We start from the raw sequence: 16,684 nt of genomic DNA on the forward strand, positions 1-16,684 counted from the left end.
CCCCCCTCATTAAAGTATAACAGCCGCCTTTTCCATTTCAAGAGCCACCTGAAGAGCACCAAATGCGTCGTAAAGCGTGACATCGCAGTCCTCTTTTAGCCCCCTTGCAGCCATGGAAAGGTCCTTCAGCCCCTCCGCCACGCACGCGCGGTACACTTCCCACCTGTCCTGACGAATTAAAAAGACGTATCTGTTCCTCCCCATGGCTCTGAAAGTCTTCCCCCTCCCCGTAAAGGTCCTTTCATCTTCGTATTCTTCCACCTCTTCGACTTTGAGATCCAAATCTATTCCTGGGAGGAAATTCCTGGCTTTTTCTGCAATTTCTCCCCGCAGATAATCATCAGTTCTTTTTGTCACCAGTGCATCTATTTGGAGTCTTACCGGAATCCACCCATAAACTTTCGCGTATGCCCTTTCAAAGGCAAAGGAAAAAGTGGTTTTCTCGAAAGGCTCGGGCTTAGTAAAGCCGTGATAATAATCAACAACTGTTCCTCCCTCGTGAAGGCAAAAGCCCATAACCCTCTCGACTAGCTCAAACCCTTCCCTTTTCACATTCCATGCCACAACCTTTTCTGGCCGTCCGACGATCCAATTCATTATGTCAAAAAAGTGTACTCCATGCTCAACCCAGATTCCCCCACTTTTTTTATAGTCCCAGAACCAGTGGGATGGGCTTAGATGGTCGTCGTGGGCATAATTCTCGAGCCCCGCCCTCTCCAGCATCCCGAAGATTTTACTTTCATTTACCATTTTCAGCACAAAATAGAGAGGATTTCTCCTCATGACAAAATCAATCGTGGCCTTGAGATTTTTCTTTCTGCAAACTTTTATCAATTCCTCCATTTCATTTTGGCGAATGGCTCCCGGTTTTTCTAAAAATACGTTTTTGTCTGCCTTAAAAGCCATCATAGCAAGTTCAAAGTGAAGGTGAGGCGGTGTGGCTATCGCCACTATGTCTATTTCAGGGTCCTCCACAAGTTCTTCCGGTTTTCTGTAAACCCTGTCGATACCGAATCTTTTTCCAAACTCTCTTCCCCTTTCCGGTTCGATGTCGCACACTGCCCAAAGTCTGCAGTGTTCACCGCCTTTTTCTGCCAAAGCCCGGGCGATGATACCGGCGAACCACCCAAGTCCTATGAGGCCCACATTGAATTGCATTTAATTGTCCTCCTCCTTTCCTAGCATTTTAATTTAATATTCCATAATACACCTTTCCCCCGAAAACCTTACTCCTTCTAGCTTTAAAAGAAATTTCTTGAATTCAAGCCCTCCGCCATAGCCCACTAGAGAGCCATCGCTGCCCACCACCCTGTGACACGGCACCAAGATGGGCACAGGATTTCTGTTATTGGCCAAACCAACGGCCCTTGCGGCTCCGGGCTTGCCCAACTCCCTTGCAATTTGACCGTAACTTTTAACTTTCCCATAGGGTATTTTAAGCAATTCGTCCCAAACCCTCTTTTGAAATGTAGTCCCTTTTAAGTCAAGGGGTACGGTAAAATTTTTCCGCCTTCCACCGAGATACTCCAAAAGCTCTTCTTTTAGCCTTTTATTTATGGGACTGTATAAATCGTCCTCATCTAAAATGTATAATTTCCCGTATAATCTTTCTAATTCTCCCAAAAAGTCGGTTTCTCTTTCGCCCGGCAGGCTCAGTTTTATAATTCCTTTTTCGTTCGATGCTATTATAAATATGCCAAGCGGAGTTTTTACTCTTCCTATGTATACCATTTTCTTCACCTCAATCTTTGTTTTAAATGTTGTTAAATTTTATTAAATATGATATATTACTATTACTAATTAATAGCCAGGAAAGGAGGATAAAGGTGACGGAAATCTTCGAAGCTGTCAGGAAAGATATAGCCGACGAGCATGCCGCTATAATTCAGTACCTGTACCATGCTTACTCCACCCCCGACGAGGAGATCAGAGGAAAATTAGAGTCTATAGCAAGGGATGAAATGCGTCATTTTAAGTGGCTCAACGAATGGCTGGTCAAACACGGGCAAAAACCCGCTATAGAGAGGTCTTCACTGGTCAGCACCGGCACACTTAAGTCCCTGATTGAAGCAGATATAAAGGCAGAAATCGATGCCATAAGCCAATACATAGATCACAAAGCCATGACCGACGATAAAGAGCTTATAGCCCTCATAGACAGGATAATTGCCGACGAAAGGTCCCATCGCACTGAATTCGAGAAGCTCCTCGAAGAACTGGAGTCAAAAGCTAGCGCAGAATCTGACAACCCCAGCGGCCCGAGCGAGGGTCCTGCATTGGGCGCCCACGAAGCTGCTCTGCTTCAGCAAGCTCTTGAGCACGAATATACTTCTCTACTTCAATATCTGTACCATTATTTTACCACTGGCGGCAGCGATGAGTACGAAGATTTTTCCATCGACGAGATGAAACATTTCGGCTGGTTTGCAGAAGCTTTAGCCGAAAGAGGCTACCAGCCGTTGCTCGAACACAAGGTTGGCGAAGTAAAAACAGCTCCTGAAGATGCAGCAAAAAGCAACCTTTCTCTAGAAGAGGAAGCTATAAGGAAATTTTCGGAGGCAAGGGAAAAGATCAGAGATGGAGAAGTAAAAGAGATTTTTGAACTAGCCCTCGAACATGAAAATTATCATGCCTTTTCTCTCAAAAAAATGCTGGAGAAACTCGAGAAGGCTTCCGGTAAAAAGTTTACCGTAGGAAGTCTAAAAGAATTGAAAGATAAAGAAAAGTGAAGGGAGGAAGCGCGGAAATTCCGCGAAAAATTATGGCTGATTATTTAAATCGCTCTCAATCACCCCTTACCGAAGAGCAATGGGAAAGCATGGAGAAAGTCGTTGTAGAGACGGCAAAGAAGCATTTGATAGGCAGGAGGTTCCTAAGCCTCTACGGGCCCCTGGGAGCGGGAGTTCAATACCTCGACTTTAAGGCTTATGCGGGAGACTTTAAAGCGGTGGTAGACTTTGTGGGCGACGGGGACGAAGGTACATTATATTCTCCCTCAAGGCAAATAAAGCAGATTCCGATGATATATAAGGACTTTAAAATCGAATGGCGTGACCTGGAAACTTATGCTGCACAAGGACTCCCTATGGACACGACTGCAGCCGCAATGAGCGCCGCTTTCGTCGCAGAAATGGAAGACGACCTCATATTCAATGGTAGTCCTCAATTCGGCATAGAAGGACTCCTCACGGCACAGGGGAGGTCTTTCATCAAAATCGGAAATTGGGATGAAGAAGTCTCTGCTTATGAGGACATACTCAAAGCGGCAGAAACCCTTTCGGCCAAGGGCTTCCGCGAGCCTTACGCCTTAGTGTTAAGCCCGAAGCTGTATTCGAAATTACTTAAGCCCTACAAAAACACCCAATATTTAGAGATAGACCTGGTAAGAAAGGCTGTTACTGAATGCATATATAAATCTCCTGTTATTAAGGGTGATAAGGCGGTACTCATCTCAATCGATGCTGAGTACGTGGATTTAGCAGTGGCGCAAGATATCACCTTAGCATTCCTAGAGACATCGAAAATGAATCATTACTTTAGGGTATTTGAACTCGTCATGCCGAGGATTAAAGTCCCGGCTGCAATATGCACGATAGAGTGAGAAGTTTAGAGCAGTTTAACTTTTTTAAAGGAGGTCATTTGCTTATGGAAAAATGGGTTTGCACTGTATGCGGTTACATATATGACCCGGAAAAAGGAGACCCGGAAAACGGCATAGAAGCGGGTACCCCTTTCGAAAACCTGCCTGAAGACTGGACATGCCCGGTCTGCGGTGTGGGAAAGGATATGTTCGAGGAAGAATAATTTTAAGGCCCCAAATAGGGGCCTTAATTTGCAGACATTGGAGGGAAAGCGATGAAAGAAATTCTGGAAAAAGCCCTAAAATTCGAACAAGAAGGCTACGAATATTATATGAAAATTTCCAAACAGATCATAAATCCCCTGGCAAAAAGGCTTTTCGAATCATTAGCTCAACAGGAAAAAGTCCATGAGGAAATTATCAAGAGCCTTTTTGCTTCTAATAATTTTGATTCGGTAAAAGAGTTCAAATCAAACACAGCACTCTTAGAAGAAGAACTGAAGGCTCTATTTTCACAGCTTGAAGACTGCCAAAGAAAGATACCCTTAGACCACATAGAAGGATACAAGCTGGCTATGGAAATGGAAAAAAGAGGATACGAAATGTACAAGAAATTTCACATAGAAGCTAAATCGGAGGAGGAAAAGAAGTTTTTCGAAGCCCTCATGAAAGAGGAACTGGAACATCTAAATTCTCTAGACAATGTGTACCGGTTCCTAACAGGCACTGAAGTCTGGTATTCCGAAGAGGAAAGCAAGGTGTGGAACTGGATGAATACTTAAAAGGAGGCCTTAAAAGCCTCCTTTTTTCACAAAGATTCCTCATAAATTCTCACTATGTCTTCAAAAGTAAGCTCCCCCGGTGTTGCCGATAGGTTGTGTGCCATGTAATTTTTGACGTTCGAAGTCAACTTTTGTATATCTTCCTTCTTCACCCCGAAGCTCGAAATGCTGTTTGGAAGACCTAAATCATTTATCATTTCGACTATGGCATTTATCGCCTCTTTTGCCTTTTGCTCTTCAGTAAAACCGGCCGTATTTATTTTCATGACATCCGCTACCTTTGAAAGCTTTTCGATAGCATGGGGTTTTACGAAGTTCAAAAAAGCTCTTGCAAGGGGCGCCAACCCTTCACCGTGGTGTACATCGAAAAAGCTGCTAAGGGGGTGTTCCATAGCATGGAGCGCGCAAACTCCCGCCTGGCCCAAGGATATGCCGGCTAATGTGCTTGCAACGGCCATTTTGTCCCGGCTTTCTTTATCGGGTTCGTAAACCGCTTTTTTAATATTCTCGCAGATCAGCTCCATGGCTTTCAAAGATATGCTCTCAGTCAGAGGATTGCTTCTCAAACTTATATAGGACTCTAGCGCGTGGAAAAACGCGTCTATTCCCGTTGACGCTGCGATTTTAGGGGGCAGTGAATCCATAAGCTCCGGGTCCACTATGGAGACCTTAGCAAAAATCGCAGGACTTCTGAAACCTTTCTTTGCCATTGTATTAGGATTTGTCATAACTGCTATGTTGTTAGCCTCGCTTCCGGTACCTGCAGTGGTGGGTATAAGGATTATGGGCAAAGCCTTTTCTCCGGATTTGCCTTCCATGTAATCTGCCATAGGTCCACTGTTGAGTGCGGCAAAGGCAATACCTTTTGCAGTATCCATAGCTGTACCGCCGCCCAATCCAATAACAAGGTCTACCTTGTTTTCCCGCGCAAAAACTCCCCCTTCATCTATATCGGTGGTAAGGGGGTTGTATTTAACTTTGTCGAACAAAATCCATTCGATACCATGATCTTCAAGGCTTTTTGTAAGTTTTTCGAAGCTACCAGTTTTCTTGGCGCTCGATTTACCTGTAACTATTAAAGCTCTCTTGCCCAATTCTTTTGCATAAAAGCCTGCTTCACTTATTTTACCTCTGCCAAACAATATTTTTGTAGGTAGAAAGAAGCCAAAATCCATACTAAAACGTGGTCATCTAAACCGAACTAACCGCTCGGTTTAGGCGGCTGGGGTATTTTTTACCGCCTTTTATGGCTTCCCTGCCCCAGCAGGCGGTATTTGGGAAGCCTTCTGCCCCTGCCAAAAAAGCAGGTACTTATGCCTTAACCGGTCTGCCTACTCCCCTGAATAATTAACCCGGCATTCTCACTAAAAGCCAAATTGAACCACAATAAAGCCCAATATGATTATATCATAACTTACATTGATTCGGAATTTTTCGCGGAAAAAATAACTTATGGGAACTATATATTAGCCTTACATTTTGTTATAATCTTTTTTGAACCTTTTAATTTTACCAGAGCATGAGAAATAAAATATTAGTAAAAGTGCCTTGCTTGGCTTATCGAAAATAAAAGGGGAGTGTTTTTATGGAAAAATTAAAAGTAGGCGTTGTTTTCGGCGGGCAGTCAGGGGAGCACGAAGTATCGCTGATGTCAGCATTTTCGATAATAAATGTAATGGACAAATCAAAATATGACATTATTCCCATCGGAATAACAAAGGACGGCCGCTGGCATGTGTATTTCGGAAATATATCAAAGATTAGGGATGGAAGTTGGATACATGAAGCAATACCTGTCTTTCTTCCCCCAGACACTGGATTCAAGTGTGCAATTGCCCTAAATAACGGCGTCGAAACGAGATATTATTTTGACGTAATATTCCCCGTCCTCCACGGCCCACGGGGCGAAGATGGAACCGTCCAGGGCCTTTTCGAGCTCATGAACATACCTTACGTGAGTTGCGGTGTCGGTTCTTCAGCAGTATGTATGGATAAAGTTTTCACGAAAAAAATCTTGAAACAGGAAGGCCTACCGGTGGTGGATTTCAAGGTCTTTTACAAAAAGGACCTCCCCCATGGACTTTCGGACATAGTAATGGAAGTTGAACAATCCTTCGGGTACCCATGCTTTGTAAAGCCAGCAAACTTAGGCTCCAGCGTGGGAGTAAGCAAAGCCCATGACCGCGAAGAACTCAAAAAGGCAATTATGTTGGCCGCAGAATTCGACAGAAAGCTGCTCGTCGAAAGATTTATCCACGCAAGGGAAATCGAATGCTCGGTCTTGGGAAATGATGACCCAAAAGCATCCTTACCAGGTGAAATCATACCCAGCGAGGAGTTCTACAGTTACACCGCCAAATACTTTGACGGCGGAAAATCAAAACTCTTAATACCTGCCCCCTTGTCTACCGAAGAAACAGAAAAAATTCAAGACCTCGCCGTAAAGGCCTTTAAGGCTCTGGACTGTTCGGGCATGGCAAGGGTGGACTTTTTACTGAGCAAGATCACAGGTGTAGCCTATATAAACGAGGTAAATACGATTCCGGGATTTACAAAAATAAGCATGTACCCCAAGATGTGGGAGGCCTCGGGCCTACCGTACAAAGAGCTCATTGATAGGCTGATAGAGCTTGCTATAGAAAGACATCAAAAAAAGCAGGAACTAAAGCTTACGTTATGATTTAACGTTTCACATGTATCTATAAAAAATGGGTTTTTCCGTCGAAAACAAAAAATTGCCCGGGAAATATAAAAAATTTTATCGAATCGATGGCCTCATTGCGCCACCAGACACATGCGCCCAATTTCTAATGTTCACAAAATCTAGATGTCACTTTTTGATATCATACGGCAAAAAACCAGGCCATAAAGGCCTGGTTCTGTTTTTGAACCTAAATTATCAATAAATAAATCAATAACACCATGCTTTTAAAATTTTTTTATTTACTCTTCTTTTATAGCTTCGCTAGGGCAGTTCTCTAGCGCTTCCCTTGCTTCGTTTTCGGCATCAGCCGGAACTTCCGAATCAATGGCTTGAGCTTTTCCATCATCGTTCCAACTAAACACATCGGGGCAGGTGTCGATGCAAAGCCCGCAGCTTATGCACAGGTCCTGATCAACGTAAACTTTCAAGGAAAATACCTCCTCCATTAGATTTCTCTGTATATTTTACCACACCGACCTGGTGTTATGCAAAGGTTTTTTTAAATTTTTTGTCCCTGAAGTTGTTGCCCTGCCGTTTCCTGCTTTGTTTTTAAAAGGAAATATCCTAAAGCCAAAACTGCAGCAGCGACTCCCACGGGATAGGAGATTGTAGTGGAAAGCCTCAAGCCTTCAGGAGCCTGAAGTATATACGTCACACTAACCGCTGTCATAAAGGCTGCCGGTAAACTGGCTATCCAGTGGAAGCTGCCTTCTTTAGCTAGATAAACTGCTCCGACCCACAGCATTATCATTGCAAGTGTCTGGTTGGACCAAGCAAAGTACCTCCATACAATCTGGAAGTCAATCTGAGAAAGTACGGCTCCTACCACAAACAGCGGAACAGCTATCTTATATCGATTAGCAATACTTTTTTGACTCAAATTTATCATTTCTGCTATGGTGAGTCTTGCTGCCCTGAAGGCAGTATCTCCAGAAGTAATGGGCAGAACTACTACTCCAAGGATTGCAAGGACACCGCCTACTGCTCCCATCATCGCAAAGGCTGTTTCTTTCACAACCGCCGAAGGCCCAGCAGGTGATGAAAGCACCTGCCCTAGCTTTGCGGTGCCGCCGTAAAAGCTCATGGCTGCTGCAGCCCAGATAAGAGCTATTATTGACTCGCAAATCATCATTCCGTAAAAAATTAACCTGCCCTCTTTTTCATTTTTAACACATCGAGCTACTATAGGCGACTGTGTGCAGTGGAACCCGCTTATTGCTCCGCAAGCTATGGTTATGAAAAGCAGCGGCCATATCGGCGCTCCTTTTGGATGAAGATTTTGAAGCGTAAGCTCCGGGATTTCATACCCTTGAAATACTAAGGAACCTCCGATGCCCAAAGCCATTATTATGAGGATTGCACCGAAAATCGGATATATCCTCCCTATGATTTTATCCACCGGCAATACAGTGGCTAAGAAATAATAGGCAAAAATTATCCACACCCAGACGCTCTTTGTTAAAACTTCCGGAGTTAGAATTGCTAATAGTCCTGCAGGGCCGTTTACAAAAACCACTCCTACCAATACCAAAAGCACAACAGCAAAAGCATTTACAAACAATTTTGCTTTACTTCCCAAATACTTGCCTACTAGTTCGGGAACACTTGCTCCGTTGTTCCTTATAGAGAGCATACCAGAAAGATAATCGTGAACCGCACCGGCGAAAATGCCGCCAAATACTATCCAAAGGAATGCTACAGGACCCCATAGAGCACCGGAAATAGCACCGTAGATGGGACCCAAACCTGCAATATTCAAAAGCTGGATGAGGCTGTTTCTGTATTTGTCCATCGGTACATAGTCCACACCGTCGGCTTTGGTATAACACGGGGTCTTTCTCTTTTCGTCAGCTCCAAATACCTTTTCTACAATAGTACCGTAGACAACGTAGCCAAGAATCAAAATTACAATGGATGCAAAAAAAGTTATCAAACTCCTTCCCTCCTCACCATTTTGATAAAATGTCTGTTCACCTAAAATTTTAGAGCAAAAATTCGACTTACGGGGGATTTTTCGACTAAAAAGCAAAAATTAATCCCCCTCTGGCAATTCCGAGGGGGTTAACGGTTTTAATGCTTAAATATCGAACATTTTTCGCAGTTCTTTAGCCTGACGTCGGCTTACGGGAACCTCATCCTTTTCATACCCCTGAATTGAAAGGATAAAAGTTCCGTTAAACCAGGGTATTATCTCCTTGACTTTATCAAGATTTACAAGATAACTCTTGTGAACCCTGAAAAAATTAGGGCTGTTTATTTTCTCTTCCAACTCGGTAAGAGTATAGGTCGTGTTAAATTCCCCGAGTCTAGTCTTTACCACGCTTCCCTTTTCATCGGCAACACAATAGCAAATATCTTCCGGACAAACAAGGTAGATCCTATCTTTTTTCCAGAAGGGAAGCTTATTGCACAAAGGCCTTTCGTTTGCTTTTATATACTCGGCTATTTTTAGCACTTCTTCTTTTTTCTTTTCATTCTTAAATAGTGTTAGAACTCTCTCTATAGCTTTTTCCAGCCTCTCCTGCGAGAATGGCTTTAAAATGTAATCGACCGCGTTAATCTCAAAAGCCTTCACAGCATATTCGTCATAAGCAGTAGCAAAAATAATCAAGGGCGACCTGCCTTCTTCGAAAATTCGCCTGGCAACTTCAAATCCGTCCATATCCCAGAGTTTAATATCTAGGAAAACCACGTCAGGGTTAAGTTCAACTGTTTTTTCGACTGCATCCTGCCCTGATGATGCTTCACCCACTACTTTTATTTCTGGATATGCTTCAAGGAGGTATCGAAGCTCATCCCTCGCCGGGCCTTCATCATCTACTAGCAGTGCTGTAAGCTCCATCGGCCTCACCCCACTTGCCTTCGGCCATCGGTATAAAAAACTTAACTATAGTTCCCAGCATAGGTTTGGACGTTATATACAATCGGCTTTGCGGTCCGTAGAGGTTTTCCAGGCGCCGGTTTACGTTAAAAAGTCCTATTCTGTCTGTAGGCCCTTCTTTATCCAAGATTTCCTTAATCGTCGCTTCATCGAAGCCCACTCCATCGTCGGCCACAGTTAGTTCTACTCCACCGTTCACGCTTTTTGCCTGTATAACCACCGTGCCGCCTTCCCTTTTAGGGAAAATCCCATGTTTTACCGCGTTTTCTACTAGAGGTTGTAGGATTAGCGGAGGCACCATGATATCGCTAAATGGCTCTAAATCAAAAACTACTTTGAGCCTGTCACCAAATCTTGCTTGTTCAATGGCAAGATATGCCTTTACGTGTTCTATTTCCTGTTTTAGGGTCACCGTTTCTCTTCCCGTGCTCAAGTTTTTTCTAAAAAATTCACCCAGGTGCACAAGAAGTCTCCTTGCCTTCTCCGGATCTCTGCGGCATACAGATATTATAGTGTTTAAGGCGTTAAAAAGGAAGTGAGGGTTTATCTGGGATTGCAAAGCCCTGAGTTCGGCCTTTGCCAATAACCTCGCCTGGTGTTCCATCCTGGAAAGCTCAAGCTGAGTGGAAAATAACTGGGCAAGCCCTTCAGCCAGCCTAATGTCTACACTAGTTATACTGTTTTCCCTGGTCCTATAAAGTTTAAGACAACCTATGACACGGTCCTTCTCTATAAGAGGCACTATTACTGCAGATTTCAAGTTACATTCTCCATGATAACACTCAATATCTTCTTTGCAGGATGCCACCTGAAATTCTCCGGTGGCCAATACTTTCCTTGTAGCCTGGGTCTGGATACTAAGTCCTGCTTTATGATGGTCTTCGCCTGCACCGATGTGAGCTAGAATTTTTTTGTCGTCGGTAATGGCTACAGCATCGTAATTTGCCTTTTCGTAAATGATCTTCGCAGTTTTATACGCTGAAAACTCACTTAAACCCTGTCTCAGATATGGAAGAGTTTCAGACGCTATATCTAGTGCCAGTTGAGCCTGGTAAGCCCCCGCTTTTTCCTGCTCACTAAAAATATTTTCTACCAGCGCTATGAATATAGCGATGCCGATGGCGTTGACCGTAGTCATCGGAAACCATATAACCCTTACAAGTTCTAGTGCAGCCCAAAAGGGTTTTGCTACCAGAAGTATTATTGCCATCTGCAGAAGTTCAAGTGCCATACCGACTACTAAGGCAACCTTCCAGTTAATTTTGCCTCTTTTCAGCTTTACGTGCAACATCCCTGCTATGGTTCCTTCGGTAAAAGTGGAAAGGCCACAGGCGAAAGCGGTAAAACCACCTATATCTATAACCCAACGGTGAAAGCCCGCTATTAACCCCGACAAAAAACCCACAAAAGGACCACCTAAAAGCCCCCCTATTATCACTCCTACAGCTCTTGAGTTTGCAATAGCCCCGTACACAGGGATGCCCATATAAGTTCCTAAGATGCCAAAAGCCCCGAATATTACCGCAAGGAGAATCTTGTCGAGCACCGACACTTCCTGCTTCAATATCAGATTTTTGAAAACCTTATTCTTCGAAAGTAAGTATGCTATAACAATAAAGAGCCCCAACCTGTTAGCAAGTCCAATAAGAATAGAATATATCACGGGTTTCAACTCCCAAGCCTTTTCTACGTAGTATAAACGTTATATTTGTCTCCTATTTTAATGATAACATTAATGCCTTCTTTTTTAAAGTTGGAGCTTTAGCAGCTTTTCCAAGTTCCTCCCTTTTTTGCTCAAAATCACATTGCCATTTTTTAAATCCACCGCAGCAAGATTTATCCGGCACCATCCCCTCAACGAAAATAGATAGCTTTTCTCGTAAGAGTAAGAGCGGACATATTTTTCGATTTCGTCCGATATGCCATTTGTTGCTATTATAACGCCATTTATTGTGCTGCATTTGTGGCCGTCCTTAGCTCGAACATAATCTTTCATAACCTTTTGTTTTAATAATGAATCAAAAAATACAATTTCCTCTAGGCTCAACTGTTCAAAAACCTTCACCACAAAATATTCATTGATCTCGTAAGAATCTATCACATCGTAAGGAGTTAAAAAAGTCCAAAGGTGCTTTATATGGCACTTGGCAAATATGTCCATAGCATATCCAGAAACTACTTTTTCCCTTTCTATATCAAAGTGAGCTCTCAATCTGTCCCATAGCAATTCCAGATATCCTTGTGCTTCCATTAAATCGCTCCCCTTTTCCAAAAGTCGAAAGAGGTGGAATAAATCCACCTCTTAACCTTTTAATTAATCCTATTTTACAAAAGTAGTTTTTCCGCTTTTCCCTGCCGTTTTTAGCGTATTGTAAGTTACATAGATGAGTACTAACGCCAGCATGAACAATGCAATCGATAGCAAAACCAGGATGTAATTTCCAGTCTTGTAAAAGTTCTTCATCAAGAGCAAAGTAGCAGAGAGCGTCACAGCAAACATCCAAATCATAGGAAGTAAGGTCATTAGCGGATTTTTCCCTGTTCTCACAAACCATGCTGTCAGTGCAAGCAGCGCCAACGCTGAAAGAAGCTGATTAGCAGAACCAAAGATCGGCCATATTTTCTGATATCCATAAGCCAAAAGAATGTACGCGCCGAAAATCGTCACAATAGTAGCAATGTACTTATTTGACAGCGGATTTTCTTCTTCACCTTTTGTCTCAAAGTACTCCTGAAATATATATCTTCCCAATCTCGTAGCTGTATCAAGGCTGGTGAGAGCAAACGCAGTAAAGGCCAATGTAACAAATACTTTCCCAAAATCTTCGGGAATGCCAAAAGTAGTCATAAATTTTGCAATACCGCTAGCAAAAACGGTGGCAGGGCTTCCTTCAGCCTTTGATACGTAAGCCACCGAAATCAATGCTATTATAGCCAAAAACCCTTCTATTAGCATTGCGCCATAACCTACAAAACGGGCATCACTCTCGGAATAAATTTGTTTGGCGGTCGTTCCAGAACCCACAAGCGAATGGAATCCTGAACACGCTCCACATGCAACAGTGACGAAAACCATTGGGAATAGGTATTGGACTCCTGAGCTGGTCGCCACACTAAAACCTTTAAATGCTTCAAGTTTTAAAGGTGGATGCATTAGGATTATTCCGAGTGTACCTCCTATAAGCATCGCATACAGGAGAAAAGAATTTAGGTAATCCCTCGGTTGTAATAAAAACCACACCGGAAGCACAGATGCAAAAAAGATGTAAACGAGTAATATATATTGCCATGTAGTCTTATCAAACTTCATGAACGGATATCTGTATCCTAACCATACGGATAAAAATATTAGTGCTACACCTGCCATTGTAGAAACAGCAAGGTTTACATTCCTACGATAGACCAATTCTCCAAAAAGTATCGCTATAATTATAAAAAACAAAGATGCAGTCCCTGCTGCAGGAGTGGCAGTGAAAGCATCTGCAGTAATGCTTGTGAATGCTGCCACAACTAAAACGAGTGTTAGCCAAGCAAATATATTGAAAAGTTTTTTCCCCGTCGTTCCAATATTAGCTTCAATTATTTCTCCTATAGATTTTCCCCTATGCCTTATCGATGCCAAGAGTGAACCAAAGTCATGAACTCCTCCGACAAATATAGTACCGAGAAGTATCCAAAGTAAAACTGGGAGCCAACCGAATATAGCGGCCTGTATTGGTCCCGCTATCGGCCCTGCCCCAGCAATCGACGCAAAGTGGTGTCCTAAAAGGACATATCGGTTAGTCGGGACGTAATCTACCCCGTCGTACATCTCATGGGCAGGTGTCTTTCTCGTAGGGTCAATCCCCCACTTTCTTGCTAAGTAAGCCCCGTAACTCGCGTAAGCAAAAAGAAATAAAACAGCCCCTACTATTAGGAGAACCAGGGAATTCATAAGTCCGCCTCCTTATGGAAACTTGAATTAATTATTAAATCTGCCGTTTTGTACTATATTAAGTCACTCACCTCCTCGCAAGCCATTGCTATTTCTTTTCTTTTTTAAATATTATTATAGTTTAAAATATCTTTTTTATGTCATAATTTCCGTTATGTGGCTAAAATTTAGCCCTATTCGGTCATATTTGAACTTCAAACGGTAAAACCTCATTTCTTTATATAATCAACTCAATTCTATGCTATAATTTTTCTGTGAGTTTAATTGAACGGAGGGAAAAGCCTTGGCTTTACAAACCGGGTCCATCACTTTAGATACTCTAAAGCGCGGGCTGAAATCTGGAATAGACGTTACGTTCCAGCTTGCAAAGGTGATGATTCCCATTTATTTCATCGTCACTTTCTTGAAGCATACTCCCGTCCTCGGCATAATAGCAAAAGTCTTCGCACCGTTTATGGGGTTCTTTGGCCTACCGGGAGAAGCTGCACTGGTGCTGGTACTCGGCAATCTGGTAAACCTTTACGCGGCGATAGGAGCAATAGTATCCTTATCTCTTTCCTTGAAAGAAATAGCTATATTGGCCATAATGCTTTCATTCTGCCACAGCCTGCCGGTTGAAACCGCACTTGCAAAAAAAATAGGCCTTTCAGCCGTAAGCGTAATATCCGTAAGGGTAGTCCTTTCTGTCATATCAGGACTGGCATTTAGCATTTTACTATGAAATAAAAGGGGTGTCTTATTTGATTGATGCTTTAAAAGAGGCCACAATCGGTTCTATACAATCAATAAAGCAGATTTCCATCATTGTAATACCGATAATGTTAGCAATGGAAATCCTAAAAGACATGGGGCTTCTTGACCGTATCGCCGACTGGTTTTCACCGGTAGTCCGGATATTTGGAATGAAAAAAGAGTCTGCATTTCCACTGGTAATAGGAATAATTATAGGGCTCTCTTACGGGGCGGGGATAATATTCAAAGCCGCCAGGGAAAACAAATTGCCAAAAAAAGACCTTTATCTTATAACTTACTTTCTCGTGGCGGCTCACGCGGTCTTCGAAGACACGGCAATTTTTGCTGCTCTCGGAGTAAGCGCAGTACTTTTGCTCTCTACCCGCCTTGCCGTTGCAGCATTGTTTACTTTTCTGGCCTCGAAATTCCTAAAAGCCCTGGAAAGAGGTGAAACTAATGAACTCACAACAAAAGAACGAATTTAAGGTAATAAGCCTTCCGAAACTAAACGGCCTTACCCCTACCCTCGAATCGACGGCGCTGAAACTTATGGAAGAAGCCGGCGAACTTGCACAGGCCATAGGCAAGTTCAGGGCAAAGAGCGGAGAAAATATAAAGATGGACGAAAAAGAAGTGGTCGATAGGATGGCAAGGGAACTTTTGGATGTGGCTCAAGTAGCAGTGTCAATGATGTTTGTCCTGGAAGAAAATTACAATATAGACCTGGAGGAAAAATTAAAGCAACACATAGAAAAGCTAAAGGCTAAAGGATACCTCAAGTGACTTTTAAGTCAAATGCAATTCGTTAATCATTAAGGCTAGATTTTCTAAAAATTCTCTGTTGGTGCGAGTTTTTTTCAATCTGTTTATAAGGGTGCTGGCTGCTTCAACGGTATCCATTGAGGCAAGAGCTTTCCTGAGCACCCAAACGGCTTCCAGCTCTTCTTTAGAAAGAAGCAATTCCTCGCGGCGGGTGCCGGACCTCTTTATGTCTATAGCTGGATAAATTCTACGCTCCGCTAATTTTCTGTCTAGATGAATTTCCATGTTGCCGGTTCCCTTGAATTCTTCGTAAATGACGTCATCCATGCGGCTTCCTGTTTCTACCAGGGCTGTAGCGATTATGGTGAGGCTCCCGCCTTCTTCTATATTGCGAGCAGCTCCGAAAAACCGCTTGGGCTTATGGAGTGCACTGGGGTCCAATCCACCGGACAACGTCCTCCCCGTCGGCGGCACCACCAGGTTGTTGGCTCTCGCAAGGCGCGTTATGCTATCCAGCAGAATAACTACATCTTTTTTACTTTCCACGAGCCTCTGAGCGCGTTCTAGCACCATATCGGCAACCCGCAGGTGATTTTCCGGCGGTTCATCGAAAGTCGAACTCACCACATCGCCATCGACAGAACGCCTCATATCGGTTACTTCTTCTGGCCTTTCGTCTATCAAAAGTACTATAAGTTCCAGGTCCGGGTGATTTTTCGAAAGGGCCTTGGCAATATTTTTTAACATCATGGTTTTACCCGCCTTAGGCGGGGAAACTATGAGAGCTCTCTGTCCCTTTCCAATAGGAGAAATTATATCGATTATCCTGGTAGAAAGGTCTTCAGGGTCATGTTCTAGTGTTAGCCTAGGTTCTGGGAAAATGGGTGTCAACGAATCGAAGTGAAACCTTCCAACGGCGTGTTCCGGATCTAGGCCATTTACCTCGTGGACCTGCAGAAGGGCTCTGTATTTTTCGCCCTCTTTCGGAGGCCTAATTCTTCCCCTGACTAAATCCCCTGTGCGCAGGTGGAATCGTCGGATTTGTGAAGGCGAGACGTATATGTCTTCATCGGAAGGAAGGTAATTTTCTATCCTCAAAAAACCATATCCGTCCGGCATTACCTCGAGAACTCCTTCGGCTATGCTCTCTCCCGACTCGGCCGCCATAGCTTCTATTATCTTTACTATAAGCTCCTTCTTCCTGTATTTGTAGTATCCGGGAATCTTTTTTTCCTTTGCTATTTCTTGAAGCTGTGTTATGGTCTTCTTTTCTAGTTCCTGTGCAAGCAATCTCTCACCTTCTTATCGC

At 43.3% G+C, this 16,684-nt stretch carries 18 protein-coding genes; 8 read left to right on the top strand and 10 right to left on the bottom strand.

The genetic code is table 11. The annotated features are described in order from the left end of the window. Positions 1-9 precede the first annotated feature (9 nt). On the bottom strand, positions 10-1,158 hold the full coding sequence (locus BUB66_RS09385) for a Gfo/Idh/MocA family protein (RefSeq protein ID WP_073257880.1): 1,149 nt from the start codon (positions 1,156-1,158) through the stop codon (positions 10-12). A 33-nt stretch (positions 1,159-1,191) separates the two neighbouring features. Beyond that, a complete protein-coding gene (locus tag BUB66_RS12655; RefSeq protein ID WP_073257883.1) occupies positions 1,192-1,731 on the bottom strand; it encodes a methylated-DNA--[protein]-cysteine S-methyltransferase in 540 nt (179 codons plus the stop codon). 95 nt (positions 1,732-1,826) lie between these two features. Between BUB66_RS12655 and BUB66_RS09395 the strand changes: the two genes are divergently transcribed. From BUB66_RS09395 to BUB66_RS09410, 4 genes are read left to right on the top strand one after another with little or no spacing between them, the layout of a single operon-like run. Continuing rightward, positions 1,827-2,729 (top strand): ferritin-like domain-containing protein, encoded by a 903-nt coding sequence (locus BUB66_RS09395; RefSeq protein WP_073257885.1) that lies wholly within the window; start codon positions 1,827-1,829, stop codon positions 2,727-2,729. Next, entirely contained in the window at positions 2,726-3,601 is an 876-nt protein-coding gene (locus tag BUB66_RS09400; RefSeq protein WP_084098969.1) for a family 1 encapsulin nanocompartment shell protein, read from the top strand. Before BUB66_RS09395 ends, BUB66_RS09400 begins: the two co-directional genes overlap by 4 nt. 44 nt (positions 3,602-3,645) lie before the next feature. Further along, positions 3,646-3,804, top strand: a complete 159-nt coding sequence (gene rd, locus BUB66_RS09405) for a rubredoxin (protein ID WP_073257887.1) — start codon at positions 3,646-3,648, stop codon at positions 3,802-3,804. A 51-nt stretch (positions 3,805-3,855) separates the two neighbouring features. After that, entirely contained in the window at positions 3,856-4,362 is a 507-nt protein-coding gene (locus tag BUB66_RS09410) for a ferritin family protein (RefSeq protein ID WP_073257889.1), read from the top strand. 26 nt (positions 4,363-4,388) lie between these two features. On the opposite strand, the gene BUB66_RS09415 is transcribed toward BUB66_RS09410, so the two are convergent. Further along, the gene (locus BUB66_RS09415) at positions 4,389-5,537 is read right to left on the bottom strand and encodes an iron-containing alcohol dehydrogenase (RefSeq protein WP_073257891.1); all 1,149 of its coding nucleotides are present in this window, start codon (positions 5,535-5,537) and stop codon (positions 4,389-4,391) included. Between the two features lie 410 nt (positions 5,538-5,947). On the opposite strand from BUB66_RS09415, the gene BUB66_RS09420 reads away from it, so the two are divergent. Then, on the top strand, positions 5,948-7,042 hold the full coding sequence (locus tag BUB66_RS09420) for a D-alanine--D-alanine ligase family protein (protein WP_073257893.1): 1,095 nt from the start codon (positions 5,948-5,950) through the stop codon (positions 7,040-7,042). A gap of 263 nt (positions 7,043-7,305) precedes the next feature. Here the strand turns inward: BUB66_RS09420 and BUB66_RS09425 are convergent, their stop codons facing one another. The 6 genes from BUB66_RS09425 to BUB66_RS09450 form a co-directional block, all read right to left on the bottom strand. After that, on the bottom strand, positions 7,306-7,494 hold the full coding sequence (locus tag BUB66_RS09425; RefSeq protein WP_073257895.1) for a ferredoxin: 189 nt from the start codon (positions 7,492-7,494) through the stop codon (positions 7,306-7,308). 71 nt (positions 7,495-7,565) lie between these two features. Next, on the bottom strand, positions 7,566-8,999 hold the full coding sequence (locus BUB66_RS09430; protein WP_073257897.1) for a carbon starvation CstA family protein: 1,434 nt from the start codon (positions 8,997-8,999) through the stop codon (positions 7,566-7,568). A gap of 144 nt (positions 9,000-9,143) precedes the next feature. Beyond that, positions 9,144-9,908: a LytR/AlgR family response regulator transcription factor gene (locus tag BUB66_RS09435; protein WP_073257901.1), complete on the bottom strand. Its 765-nt coding sequence runs from the start codon at positions 9,906-9,908 to the stop codon at positions 9,144-9,146. Then, positions 9,880-11,610 (bottom strand): sensor histidine kinase, encoded by a 1,731-nt coding sequence (locus BUB66_RS09440; RefSeq protein WP_073257904.1) that lies wholly within the window; start codon positions 11,608-11,610, stop codon positions 9,880-9,882. Before BUB66_RS09440 ends, BUB66_RS09435 begins: the two co-directional genes overlap by 29 nt. An 84-nt stretch (positions 11,611-11,694) precedes the next feature. Then, on the bottom strand, positions 11,695-12,198 hold the full coding sequence (locus BUB66_RS09445) for a DUF8052 family protein (protein WP_143156263.1): 504 nt from the start codon (positions 12,196-12,198) through the stop codon (positions 11,695-11,697). Between the two features lie 69 nt (positions 12,199-12,267). Then, positions 12,268-13,881 carry a carbon starvation CstA family protein gene (locus BUB66_RS09450; protein ID WP_073257907.1) on the bottom strand — a complete coding sequence of 538 codons (1,614 nt, stop codon included), beginning with the start codon at positions 13,879-13,881 and terminating at the stop codon, positions 12,268-12,270. A gap of 283 nt (positions 13,882-14,164) precedes the next feature. Between BUB66_RS09450 and BUB66_RS09455 the strand changes: the two genes are divergently transcribed. The 3 genes from BUB66_RS09455 to BUB66_RS09465 are packed head-to-tail and all read left to right on the top strand — an operon-like array spanning position 14,165 to position 15,396. Further along, a complete protein-coding gene (locus BUB66_RS09455) occupies positions 14,165-14,602 on the top strand; it encodes a nucleoside recognition domain-containing protein (protein ID WP_084098970.1) in 438 nt (145 codons plus the stop codon). Positions 14,603-14,612: 10 nt separating this feature from the next. Beyond that, positions 14,613-15,098 (top strand): nucleoside recognition domain-containing protein, encoded by a 486-nt coding sequence (locus BUB66_RS09460; protein ID WP_244269817.1) that lies wholly within the window; start codon positions 14,613-14,615, stop codon positions 15,096-15,098. Continuing rightward, the gene (locus BUB66_RS09465; RefSeq protein ID WP_073257911.1) at positions 15,070-15,396 is read left to right on the top strand and encodes a MazG-like family protein; all 327 of its coding nucleotides are present in this window, start codon (positions 15,070-15,072) and stop codon (positions 15,394-15,396) included. The genes BUB66_RS09460 and BUB66_RS09465 overlap by 29 nt, the downstream gene beginning before the upstream one ends. 3 nt (positions 15,397-15,399) lie before the next feature. Here the strand turns inward: BUB66_RS09465 and rho are convergent, their stop codons facing one another. Then, positions 15,400-16,665, bottom strand: a complete 1,266-nt coding sequence (rho, locus tag BUB66_RS09470; protein WP_073257913.1) for a transcription termination factor Rho — start codon at positions 16,663-16,665, stop codon at positions 15,400-15,402. Between the last annotated feature and the right edge of the window lie 19 nt (positions 16,666-16,684).

Origin of the sequence: Caldanaerovirga acetigignens, from assembly GCF_900142995.1 — a bacterium.
GTDB lineage: Bacteria > Bacillota > Thermosediminibacteria > Thermosediminibacterales > Thermosediminibacteraceae > Fervidicola > Fervidicola acetigignens.